This window comes from Mesorhizobium sp. BH1-1-5, assembly GCF_020165615.1.
Classification (GTDB): domain Bacteria; phylum Pseudomonadota; class Alphaproteobacteria; order Rhizobiales; family Rhizobiaceae; genus Mesorhizobium.
Genome location: NZ_JAIUIM010000001.1, coordinates 425,961 through 437,369, shown reverse-complemented (window position 1 = coordinate 437,369; position 11,409 = coordinate 425,961). Strand labels below are relative to the sequence as shown.

At 64.5% G+C, this 11,409-nt stretch carries 9 protein-coding genes; all 9 read left to right on the top strand.

Features of this window, described 5'->3' with window-relative positions; all coding sequences use genetic code 11:
- Positions 1 to 3: 3 nt before the first annotated feature.
- The 9 genes from tssJ to LB572_RS02070 are packed head-to-tail and all read left to right on the top strand — an operon-like array spanning position 4 to position 11,405.
- Positions 4 to 456 (top strand): type VI secretion system lipoprotein TssJ, encoded by a 453-nt coding sequence (gene tssJ / locus LB572_RS02110; protein ID WP_140801951.1) that lies wholly within the window; start codon positions 4 to 6, stop codon positions 454 to 456.
- A 36-nt stretch (positions 457 to 492) separates the two neighbouring features.
- Positions 493 to 1,827, top strand: coding sequence for a type VI secretion system baseplate subunit TssK (gene tssK / locus LB572_RS02105; RefSeq protein ID WP_140801952.1), 1,335 nt, complete (start codon positions 493 to 495; stop codon positions 1,825 to 1,827).
- Between the two features lie 4 nt (positions 1,828 to 1,831).
- Positions 1,832 to 3,154, top strand: coding sequence for a type VI secretion system protein TssL, long form (tssL, locus tag LB572_RS02100; protein WP_224666514.1), 1,323 nt, complete (start codon positions 1,832 to 1,834; stop codon positions 3,152 to 3,154).
- Between the two features lies 1 nt (position 3,155).
- On the top strand, positions 3,156 to 6,698 hold the full coding sequence (gene tssM / locus LB572_RS02095; RefSeq protein WP_224666513.1) for a type VI secretion system membrane subunit TssM: 3,543 nt from the start codon (positions 3,156 to 3,158) through the stop codon (positions 6,696 to 6,698).
- A complete protein-coding gene (tagF, locus tag LB572_RS02090) occupies positions 6,680 to 7,222 on the top strand; it encodes a type VI secretion system-associated protein TagF (protein ID WP_224666512.1) in 543 nt (180 codons plus the stop codon). Before tssM ends, tagF begins: the two co-directional genes overlap by 19 nt.
- A 16-nt stretch (positions 7,223 to 7,238) precedes the next feature.
- On the top strand, positions 7,239 to 8,324 hold the full coding sequence (locus LB572_RS02085) for a DUF2169 domain-containing protein (protein ID WP_224666511.1): 1,086 nt from the start codon (positions 7,239 to 7,241) through the stop codon (positions 8,322 to 8,324).
- Positions 8,321 to 9,334: a hypothetical protein gene (locus tag LB572_RS02080; RefSeq protein WP_224666510.1), complete on the top strand. Its 1,014-nt coding sequence runs from the start codon at positions 8,321 to 8,323 to the stop codon at positions 9,332 to 9,334. The genes LB572_RS02085 and LB572_RS02080 overlap by 4 nt, the downstream gene beginning before the upstream one ends.
- A gap of 11 nt (positions 9,335 to 9,345) precedes the next feature.
- Positions 9,346 to 10,500, top strand: coding sequence for a PAAR-like domain-containing protein (locus tag LB572_RS02075; protein ID WP_140801958.1), 1,155 nt, complete (start codon positions 9,346 to 9,348; stop codon positions 10,498 to 10,500).
- A complete protein-coding gene (locus LB572_RS02070) occupies positions 10,497 to 11,405 on the top strand; it encodes a hypothetical protein (protein ID WP_224666509.1) in 909 nt (302 codons plus the stop codon). Before LB572_RS02075 ends, LB572_RS02070 begins: the two co-directional genes overlap by 4 nt.
- The last annotated feature ends 4 nt before the right edge of the window (positions 11,406 to 11,409 follow it).

The following is an 11,409-nucleotide window of genomic DNA, read 5'->3' as shown; positions in this document are numbered from 1 at the left end:
GACATGATCGACAGACGCGAATTCATCATTGCCATCGGCGCCACAGGGCTGCTTGCGGCTTGCCAGAGCGGCCCGCCGAAACCATCCGTCATCTCGGTCAACGTGACCGGCGGCGCCGGCATGAATCCGGGACCGGGTGGCGGCGACCGGCCGGTGACGGTGCTGGTGATGCGGCTTGCCAGCACCGGCAAGTTCAACTCGGCCGACTATTTCGCGTTGCAGGGGGGCGCCAGCGGGGTGCTTGGGGCCGATCTGATCGGCATGGACACGATCTCGGTGGCGCCGGGCAAGACCGCGGCCAAGACCATCACGGTCGAGCCGAACGCGACGGCGCTCGGCTTCGTCGCGCTGATCCGCGAGCCTGGCGGACGCAACTGGCGCACGACCAAGTCGGTTTCGCCGGGGTCAAAATTCACCATCAATGTCGGCCTCGGCAAGGGCGGCATTTCCGGCTGACGGCGAGACAACCACGGCAGTGCAGAGAGTGGCAGCATGAGCGACGCAAACAGGGTGCTGTGGTCGGAGGGCCTGTTTCTCAGGACCCAGCATTTCCAGCAGCAGGACCGGTTCTTCGAAGGCATGGTGCGCGGCGCCTTGCAGGCCGGCCAGCTCCACACGTTCGGCTTCCAGCAGCTGACGCTCGACCAGTCGCTGCTCGATGCCGGCCAGGTGTCGATCGTGTCCGCCCGGGGCATCTTCCCGGACGGCACGCCCTTCTCCATTCCGGAGCTGATGGATGCGCCCAAGCCATTGCCGGTCACGGCCGACACCGGCGCCGGGCCGGTGCTGGTGGCGCTGCCGCTCGAGCCGCCGGGCGGCGTCGGATTCGATCCGGCACATGCCGCATCGACGGGGGCACGCTACCACGGCAAGATCGTCCCGGTGCGCGATGCCGTGCAGGGCGGCGCCGATCCTGAGGAGATCGAGGTCGCCCGGCCGCAAGCGGTGCTGCTGGCGCCCGGCAAATCGGTCGGCGGCTACACCGCGCTGCCGGTCGCCGACATCAAGGGCGTGCGCGCCGATGGCGGCGTCTCGCTCGACCAATCCTTCCTGCCGCCGACACTGATCACCGGCGCCGTCCACTGGTACCGGCAATTGCTGCAGGAGGTGGTCACCGGCCTCGACCAGATCGCCGAGGCGCATGGCAAGATGGTGATGGGCGGGGCCGGGCGCAGCGTCGAGGATCTCTTGATGCTGCACCTCGCCAACGCCGCGCGGCCGCGGCTTGCGCATATGCTGGCGCAGGATGTCTTCCATCCGGCCGAGCTCTATCTCGAGCTTGCCGGCCTCGCCGGCGAGATGGCCACCTACGGTTCTAGCTCGCGGCGGCTCGGCGAATTGCCGGCCTACGACCACATGGCGCCCGGCCCAGCCTATATGGCGCTGGCCGACGCTCTGCGTTCGCTCATCCTCAGCCTGCGCTACATCGAGCCTAAGTCGCGCGCGCTGCCGGTCATGCGGCACGCGACCAATGTGTGGAAAGTGCGCATCGACAACCCGAAGCTTCTGGTCGCCAGCCGCATCGTCATCCGCGTCGGCTCCGAGCTTTCGGAGGACGCGCTGCGCAAGATCTTCGTCAATCAGGCGACGGTCGGCTCGGCGGACCAGTTCGAGGGCCTGTGGAAGTCGCGCCTGCCCGGCATTCCGCTGAAACCGCTTCATTCGCAGCCGCGCGAGATCCCCTATGACGGCGACCGGCTGTGCCTGGAGCTGGACCAAAAGAGCGAGCACTGGGCCTCGCTGCTCGACGCCCCCGGCTTCGTCATCGGCGTTTCCGGTGTGCTGCCGAGCGAGCCGCAGGTCGACTGCTATTCGGTGAACAGGTGAGCCCATGAGCCGGGATGATCCTTTCGGACTGTCGGAGGATCGCGAGCGCACCCGCATCCGGCTGACCGGTGCCGCGCCCCGGCCGATGGCGCCGCTGGCGCCGGGAGCGCCGGTCAAGCGGGCGCGCGCCCATCCCAACACGCTCATCAACATCTTCGCGCCGCTGCTCGAATTCGCACCCGAGCTCGAAAGCGCGCTGGCGCCGGAGAACCCGGAAGTGATGCGCACGCGCCTGCTCGACGAGCTGGTGCGGGCGCGCGACGCCGCGGTGGCGGCGGGCTCTTCGCTGGAGCGCGCGGACCAGGCGGCATGGGCGGTGGCGGCACTGCTCGACGATCTCGCGCTCAACACGCCATGGGGCGGCGCCAGCGCCTGGCCGCGCCAGCCGCTGGTCGTCATGCTGCGCGGCGACGTCGATGCCGGCACCCAGTTCTTCACGCGCCTCGACGAGCTCGAGCGGCATCCGAACCGCGACCGCGAGATGCTGGAGCTGCAATATTACTGCCTGGCGCTCGGCTTCCGCGGCAAGTACCGGGTGCCCGGCCGCGCCGGCGACCGTTCGCTCAATGCCGTGCGTGTGGCGGCGGCGCGCTTCCTGCGCAACGCCGATGCCGAAGATGCTCCGCTGTCGCCGAACTGGAAAGGCGTGATCGCCTCCGACGAGCCGCAGCGCTTCATCGTGCCGATCTGGGTGATGGCGCTTGGCGCCGTTGTGATTGCCGCCGCCGCCTATATCGGCCTGTCGATGGGCCTGAGCAGCCAGGCGGTCGAGCTCTCCGCGCTCGTGCGCACCTTGCCGCCAGCCACGCGCGGCGACGTTACCCGAGCCGCGCCGCAGCAAGATGCGCCCGAACCGCCGCAGCCGGTCGATTTCGCGCTCCTGCCGGAATTCAAGGCCGAAGCGCCGGACAGTCTCAAGGGCGCGCTCAGCGGCACCGAGAGCGTCTCGCTGGCCAAGCTGGTCATCCAGTCCTCCAATCCCGAGCTCTTCCAGTCTTCGCGACCGACGCTGACGGAAGGCTACGAGCCGCTGATCGCGTCGATCGCCAAGGTGATCCTGGACAACAAGGAGCTGATCGGAAAAATCACCGTCGTCGGCCATACCGACAATGTGCGGCTGCAAAAGTCCAATCCGTTTGCCAGCAACCAGCGTCTGTCGGAAGCGCGCGCCGAAACCATAGCCAAGCTTCTGGTGCAGGGCGGCGTGCCGGCGGAGAGCATCTCGTCCGAGGGGCGCGCCGAAACCGATCCGGTGACGGACAACTCGACACGTGAGGGCCGCGCGCTCAACCGGCGCGTCGAGGTCCTGGTCGAGAAGAGGCTCTGAGATGTTCATCCTGCGCTTCCTCTGGGCCGTCATCACCTCGCGATTCCTGTGGACGCTGATCGGCATCGCGCTGCTTTCGCTGCTGATCTGGGTGTTCGGCCCGATCGTGCAGGTCGGCCCTTACGCGCCGTTCGAATCCGACAATGTGCGCATCGCCATCATCGCCGGGCTGATCATCCTGTGGCTGATCTGGCTGATCATCGCGCAGCGCCGCGCGATACGCGCCAACCGCATGTTCGTCGCCGAGATCGCGGCGCCCGTCGCCGAAAAGCAGCTCACGCCCGGCGAGGAGAGCGTCGCGGCCGTCGGCGCCAAGTTCGGCGAGGTGATGGCCGAGCTCAAGCGCCGCAAGCTCGGCGGCCGGAAATTCCTGCGCGAGATGCCCTGGTACGTGATCGTCGGTCCGCCGGCGACCGGCAAGACCACGGCGCTGCGCCAGTCCGGCCTCAATTTCCCGATCGACCTCACCGACGATCTGCAGGGCGTCGGCGGCACGCGCAACTGCGACTGGTTCTTCTCGGAAAACGCAGTGCTGATCGACACCGCCGGCCGCTATGTACAGCAGGAAAGCCAGCCGGATGTCGACGCGACGGAATGGCTTGGTTTCCTCGATCTCCTAAAGAAGCACCGAGGCCGGCGCGCGCTCAACGGCGTCATCGTCGCGCTGTCGATCGACGCGCTCTCGGAGGGCGACGAGGCGATCAAGGCGCATGGCAGAAAAATCCGCCGCCGGCTGGCGGAGCTGAACGATCGGCTCGAGATCCGCCTTCCCGTCTACCTGATGCTGACCAAGGCCGACCTGATCAAAGGCTTCGAGGCCTTCTTCGGCGGCTTGTCGACGACGGCCCGCGAGCAGGTGTGGGGAATGACTTTCCCACTCGACGCCCGCGTCAATGCCGGCACGATCCAGACAGAGCTCGCCAGGCTCGCCGCCGAGTTGGAGCGGCGGCTGGTGCCGCGGCTCGAAGACGAGGACAAGCTCGGCCAGCGCGCCGAGATCTTCCGCTTCCCGGCGCAGCTTGCGAGCCTGTCCGAGCCGATCCAGGTGCTGGTCGAGGCGATGTTCGGCGAGAGCCGCTACGAGGAGGCCGCCTGGCTGCGCGGCCTCTATCTGACCTCGGCGACGCAGGAAGGCGCGCCGATCGATCGGCTGACCGCGGCGTTGTCGTCGTCCTTCGGCCTGCCGCCGCGCCGCGCCATGCCGGCGGCGCGTGTCGAGAAGCGCAGCTTCTTCCTGCGCAATCTTCTGACCGAAGTCATCTTCAAGGAAGCCGGCCTCGGCACATTCGATCCGCTGGCGCAGCGCCGCCGCGCCTGGATCTGGCGCGGCGCGGCCGCGGCCTGTGCGCTCGCCGCGCTGCTCGCCGGCGGACTGTTCACCTGGTCCTATCTCGACAACCGCAATGCGATCACCGAGCAGGCCGGCCAGTTCGAAGCGCTGCAGCAGCCCCTGACCGACGTCGCGGCGATGCCGGCAGCGGTCGAGCAACCGACCATGGACGGCGCGCTGGCTGCGATGGACGCGGTGGCGACATCCCGCACCCCACCGCCGGACGCGGTCCACAATCTGCTTGGCCCGACCGCCTCGGCCGAGCTCATACGCGCGCAGACCGACACCTACGACCATGCGCTACGCAACGTGCTGGAGCCGCATATGGTCGCGCTGCTGGAGGCCACGATGTGGCGGCAGATCCGCGATCCGGATTTCATGCTGGGCGCGCTGAAGACCTACCGCATGATGACCGGCCTGTCGCAGATGGACACCGATTTCGTCCAGAACTGGTGGGTGAACAGCCTGCCGCAATTCGCGCCGGCCGCACCCTTCCCGACCGCCGACGCCGAGGAGCACCAGCTCGCCGCGATCCGCCGCATGGCGGTCGACGACAGCTACATCGCGCCGGACAAGGAGCTGGTCGCCGAGGCGCTGAAGACGGTATGCACGATCTCGCTGCCGGAGCGCGCCTACAAGCAGCTTCTGGCCGACCCCGAAGTGGCCGCCGTCAAGGAATGGGTGCCGGCCAATTTCGCCGGGCCGAACGGCGCCAAGGTGTTCGCGCGCCGCTCCGACAAGACGCTGCGCGTCGGCGTTCCGGGCCCCTACACCTATGCCGGCTTCCACGATGCGATCCTCGACCGGGTCGAGGATGTCGCCGGGCAGGCGGCGCTCGACCGCGCCGTGTTTGCCGGCGGCTGCTCGGAGAATTCGGAGACATCGGTCTCGGCGCTGTCGGAAGACATACTGAAGCTCTATTACGACGACTACATTTCGCAGTGGGACAGTTTCCTGCGCGACATGCGGCTGGCGCCGCTGACCGACCTCAACGTCGCGAGCGAGAACCTCAAGGATCTGTCCAGCGCCGACTCCGCGCTGAAGCGCCTGCTGACCGCGGTGGTGCAGGAGACCGACCTGACCCGCTCCGACGATGCGGCGGCCGACGACAAGAGCGGCACCGCAGCCAAGACCGGGTCGAAGCTGCTCAGCAAGCTCGGCAAATTGGGCAAGGTGGTCAAGACTGGCGCAAAGCTCCTGCCGCGCGCGGGTTCGGCCGACCAGGTCGACATGACCGGCAGCCTGGTGGCGGAGCATTTCAAACCGCTCAAGGGCACGATCGCCCAGGTCGACGGCCAGCCGCCGGCGCTCGACGCCGCCATCGTGGCGCTGACGGCGCTATCCAATGTGCTGCAGACCGTCACCGCCAACCCCGATCCGCAGGACGCCATCAAGAAGCAGGGCGGCCTTGCCGAACTGACAGGCGCGGTCGCCAGACAGGCGCAGATCCTGCCTTCGCCGATCAACGACTGGCTGGGCGGCATTGCCGGCGACACGAGCGGCCTGTCGCAGAAGGCCGTCACCAATGAGCTCAACGCCATCTGGCGCGCCGACATCCTGCCCTTCTGCCAGGCAGCGCTCAACAACCGCTACCCGTTCAGCCCGGAAAGCGCGGTCGACGTCAATGTGCGCGACTTCCAGCGCCTGTTCGGGCCCACCGGGCTGATCGACGCCTTCACCAACGACCATCTGATCAACTATGTCGACACCGCCAGCGAGCCGTGGAAATGGCGCGCCGATTTCGGCCTCGATCCGGCGGCGCTGGCAGCCTTCGAGCAGGCGCGTCACATCCGCGACGATCTGTTTCCGGGCGGCACCGGCCCGGTGATGAATTTCACCCTGGAGCCGAAGGACCTGTCGCCCAATGTGGCTCGCATGACGCTCAACCTCGATGGCCAGACCATGGAGTACTACAACAACGCGACAAGGCCTCAGCCGATGACCTGGCCGGGCAAGGACGGCACCGGCGTCATCTCGCTCGCCTTCCAGCCGGTCGACGGCTCGCCCGAGGTGATGCTCAACGAGACCGGCAGCTGGGCGTGGCTGAGGATGCTGCGCGGCGGCCGCTTCAACGCGACCAAGCTCACCGACGTCTATAGCCTGCGGCTCGGCACCAAGGGGATGTGGGCCGATTTCGAGCTCAAGGCGGCCAGCGTCGAGAACCCCTACACGCTCGAAATGTTCAAGAAGTTCACATGTCCGCCGCAGATCTGATCCTGCCCGGCTTCTACGGCAAGATGCCCGCCGCCGGTGATTTCGTGACGCGGCGGCTGCCGGGCGATTTCGTGCGCATGTGGGATCGCTGGCTGGCGCAGCACATCGTGCCGCTGTTCGGGTTAGAGACCTGGCCGACAGGCACGGCGCTGCGCTTCCTCAGCGGCCCTGGTTCCTTCGGCGCCTCGGCCGGCATCGTGCTGCAAAGCGCCGACAGGGTCGGCCGGCAATTTCCATTGAGCGTCGTCGCAAGGCTGCCGGAGGCGTCCCTCAAGCTGGCCTATGCGGATGCATGGTTCGAAAGCATCGAGACCGCCGCCCTCGCCGCGCAGCAGGGCGAGCTGGCGCCCGACGAGCTCGACGCGGCGCTGGCTACCCTGCCCGTTCCGCTTGTCGACGGCGGGCTCGATGTCGTCGACAACCTCGTCATGTGGACGGCGCATACGGATATTTTCGACATCGATCCGCAGGCGCCGCAGCCGACGCTGGAGCAGATCTTCGCGGCGAGTTGGGAGACCAACTGATGCTGGGTCAAATCTGATGTTCGTCAGCCAAAACACCACGCCGTTTCTCGCTGAGACTTTTCCGTATCAGGACAAGCATTGCGCCAAGTTCTGCGTCGCGGTCGTGCGCGCGACATACGACGTCGACGAACATGGCAACTGCACGCCGAGCAAGCAGCAGTCGCCTTTCGTCTACGCCGATACCCATTACGGCGACCCGGAGTTCACCTCCATCCGCGCCGAAACCGACTTCGCTCCCATCAAGCCCAAATGCGAGGTCCTGCTCGACGCGGTGGCGATGGCACCGCAAGGCAGGCAGGCAGAAGAAATCGAGGTGCGCCTCGTCGGCCCCGGATTGGACAAGCGCGCGGTGGTGACCGGCCAAAGGCGCTGGTTCAGGGGCGGGCTGGGCATCCAGGCTTCACGGCCGACACCCTTTGTTTCGATGCCGCTGGCATGGCACCTTGCCTTCGGCGGCACCGACCGAACGGACCCCGACCCGGCGAAGCATCGCAGCGACGCCATCAACCCGATCGGCAGCGGCTACCTTGCCGGTCAGGGCAATATCGACGGCACCCCGCTGCCATGTGTCGAGAACCCGCAATCGAGAATGCGTATCTGGAACGACCGGCCGCATCCCGTCGGCTTCGGGCCGGTGCCGCGCTTTGCAAAGGAGCGTGCGCGCTATGCCGGTACCTATGACAAGCACTGGATGGAAAACGTCCTGCCATTCCTGCCGCAGGATTTCGATGACCGGTATTTCCAGGCCGCGCCCGAGGACCAATGGCTCGAAAGGCTTTCCGAAGGCATGATGTTCGGCTGCGCCGGCATGAACAAAGGCGGCATCTTCAAGGTCAAGCTGCCTGCGCTGTCGGTACCGGTGCGCTTCATGTACGACGACAGGACCGAGCACAAGGTGGCGACACCGGACACTCTGACCATCGTGCCGCATGAAGGCAGGATTGTCCTGGTGGGGAGAGTCGGCACGAAGCTGCCTCGTAAGTTTGTGAAGCTGCAGCACGTCAAGGTGGGCAGGGATCCGGAGCCCATCTATCCCAAGCCGCATTACGCCGGATTGAAGGAAGCCGTGGCGGCACTGGCCAAAATGCGCAGGAGACGATGACCGCGATTTCCTGCATCAGTCTCGTCTGCCCTGTCGGCTACACGCCGGCAAGCGCTGCCGCCGCAATGCGGGCACGTATACCGGTATTCGAAGAACTGATGTATTTGGACAGAGGCGGTCAGCCGCTTCGCGGCGCCAGGGTCGAGGCTATTCCACCAGAGACGCGCGGACGCGACCGTCTTCATGCCTTAGCCCGACTCGCCATCGAGCAGATCGATGGTGAGGTTGCGGCCCTGCTTCCCTGGGGCGAGATGCCCTTCCTCCTGTGCACGCGCGACGCCGACATGCCCGGCGCGCGCATCAACGGCATTTTGGCCGGGCTAATGGCGCCAAACGGGGCGCCGCTGGCTGGAAGACGCTCCTTCCACATCACCAATGGACAAATCTCGGCGTTTGTTGCGGTAGAACAGGCGCGCAGGCTGTTGAACGAGCGCAATGCGGAAGCTTGCCTCATTATGGCGATCGACAGCCTGATCGACGCTCGCTCGCTAAGTTGGCTCGACAACAGGATGAGATTGAAGACGAGCCAGGTAACGGATGGCCTCATTCCCGGCGAGGCGGCCTGCATTCTGGTCGCCAGCAAACGCCCGATCGTCAGTGGATCTCTGCGGTTGCGAGGGCTGGGCTTTGCGATCGAAACGGCGACCGCCGGCAATGAGGACCCATTCCGGGCAAATGGCCTCAGCGCGGCATTGAAAGCCGCACTTGCGGAGGCCGCCGTGCAGATGCACGAGGTTGCGTTTCGGCTGAGCGATGTGGCGGGCGAGTCCTACGCCTTCGAGGAGTTGGTGCTGGCGCAGGTACGCAACATGCGCCAGCCACGTCTCGAAGAGCAACCGGTGTGGCACGCCGCTGATTGCATGGGTGATTGTGGAGCGGCGGCCGGCCTCGTTCAATTTGCCTGGGCGGAGCAGGCTTTCAAGCGCGGATATGCGCCCGGCGAACTTGCGGCGCTGCACGGCAGTTCGATGGCGTTCGGCGGCCGAGCTGCCGCCTTGGTTTCGACCTGAGGGGAGCGAGGATGACGAAGAACGTCTTTGCCGGAACATGGGAAATCGCTGCCGAAAACGGCATGAACAAGTCGATCGCTCGGTTCCCTGACGTCTGCATGTCGCCACCCTCGCCCCCCGCTGGGCCGATCCCAATTCCATATCCGGATACCTCGTTCTCGAACAATCTGAAGTCCGGTTCTTCCACGGTGCTGATCGGCGGCAACGGCGCCGCGCTGGCCCAGAAGTCATATTACAAGGAGCCTGTTTTGGGCGACGAGGCCGCAACTCGCACATTTGGAGCGAATATCCTGACGCATCAAATAACGGGTAAGACCTACTTTCAGGCTTGGTGCATGGACGTACTCTTCGAAGGCAAGAATGTGTGCCGGCACCTGGACATCACCACAAGCAACCATGCCTGTCCGCCAAGCACCACGGTGCCACTGCCATCTGCGGAGATGATGGCAATGCCTGCCCAGCAAGCGCTTGACGAGGACAAATGCCCATGTTGCGGCGCACCGTTGCATCCCTATCAGAAGGGAGACGATGGGAAGCCGCTGAAGCCGATCTCGGAGAAAGATTACTACGAGAAGAAAATCAAAACTATTGAAGACGCAACGAAGGCAAAGCTAAATAAAAAAAATGCGGCAAGAGTTCAATACAAGCTTGACGCCTTGAAGCAAGCCCGCGCCGATGCCGACAAGCTTATCGCCATGAAAGAGGCTTCACGTCAAAAGGTAGCAGCCGCAAAAGCGGCAGGCGCGAGCCCGTCCGACGCTGCAAAGGCGGGATGTCCAAATGTCACAGAAAAGGACGGTCAGGGGTGCGGAACATATTTCGACACCCAGGACGTTAAGTACAGCAGCCCGGTGATGGTTGGTGCGACAGGGCAGATCCCACTCGACACGGTAAAGAAGCTGGCGAACGCCGACTTCAGTTCAACTCAGTACCACAGGGTGATCGGCAATACGGGTCCGACACCGAAGGACACGGCGATCCAAAAATGGGAGGAAGCGAACCAGCCTCATAAGGTCGGAGCCGATGACATCATGGATCATAAAACACCAAAACAGGCTGGAGGGTGCAACAGTGCATATAACACCGCTCCGCGGTCTTGGTACAATTCCAACCCTGATTGCGCTGAAATCGAGAAGCTTCAGGGTCAGTTGGAGACTCTTCAATGAGACGATTTGAGGCTCTCGCCCACTCGCTCATAATCGACCCTCCGCTGAGCGAAGCCGAGATAGCCGAGCTGCGGGTGGCGACCGACCCGTGGAAGGCCCTGGCCTACCTCGTACATCGCGCAGCAAACGGTGATTTTGCTGAGATCGGCAGAATCGAAGCTCTGATGCGCTCCTACGACAGCGCTCTGTTCTGGAGCGCGGCCACAACCTTTGCAGGTATTGCCGGTCCGTGGAGATCAGTAAGGGCAATCGCCGAAAGCTTTCGCGCGGAGCGCCATCGCTACGGAGTGCAGTACTATATCTCCAACATGCTCATGTATTCCTGCAACCCAGCGCATGCCGAGCTGTTGCTGGAACTTTACGAAGCGGGAGAGGATGACGAGATTCGCGATCACATAGCCAGAAATCTGTCGCTGCTGTTTGAACGTGACATCGGTCCAGTTTTTTTCGGGGCGGTCGAGTCCGACAAATATCCGCTTGACGATGATGACGACAGTTCCGAGGCTGTCGACTACGCCGGCCTAGGATATGTGGAGCTTTTCGCAAAGGTTCGGGACTTTGAAGGTTATCGCAGAACCGTCCTCGATGCTCGCGAGGCAATTCAAGCGGCAGGCATTCGGCCTGGCAGCGCTGTGTTCGAGGGCGAAGAACTTGATGCACTGCGCCTGACCAAAACATATGCACAGCAGATGGCGACTGATTCCGTAACGGCCAACAGGGCCTTCGAAGGTCTGCGGCTTTTGTCCGCCATGGTGGGCTTGAGCTGCCTAGGCATTGTCAATGATTCCGGTAATCTCAGTCCGCTTGGCGCTTCCGCACTTACCGAAGACCTTATCGATTCCCCCTTGATCAGTGGGATGGCGCCAGGCCATCGATACTTCGTTGGGCACCCAATTCCGAGCTGAAGCA

Bases quoted from the DNA above. Each gene is read 5' to 3' on its own strand.
- tssK (WP_140801952.1), top strand. From the start codon at position 493: ATGAGCGACGCAAACAGGGTGCTGTGGTCGGAGGGCCTGTTTCTCAGG.
- LB572_RS02075 (WP_140801958.1), top strand. From the start codon at position 9,346: ATGACGAAGAACGTCTTTGCCGGAACATGGGAAATCGCTGCCGAAAAC.
- LB572_RS02080 (WP_224666510.1), top strand. From the start codon at position 8,321: ATGACCGCGATTTCCTGCATCAGTCTCGTCTGCCCTGTCGGCTACACG.
- tssJ (WP_140801951.1), top strand. From the start codon at position 4: ATGATCGACAGACGCGAATTCATCATTGCCATCGGCGCCACAGGGCTG.
- LB572_RS02085 (WP_224666511.1), top strand. From the start codon at position 7,239: ATGTTCGTCAGCCAAAACACCACGCCGTTTCTCGCTGAGACTTTTCCG.
- LB572_RS02070 (WP_224666509.1), top strand. From the start codon at position 10,497: ATGAGACGATTTGAGGCTCTCGCCCACTCGCTCATAATCGACCCTCCG.
- tagF (WP_224666512.1), top strand. From the start codon at position 6,680: ATGTCCGCCGCAGATCTGATCCTGCCCGGCTTCTACGGCAAGATGCCC.
- tssM (WP_224666513.1), top strand. From the start codon at position 3,156: ATGTTCATCCTGCGCTTCCTCTGGGCCGTCATCACCTCGCGATTCCTG.
- tssL (WP_224666514.1), top strand. From the start codon at position 1,832: ATGAGCCGGGATGATCCTTTCGGACTGTCGGAGGATCGCGAGCGCACC.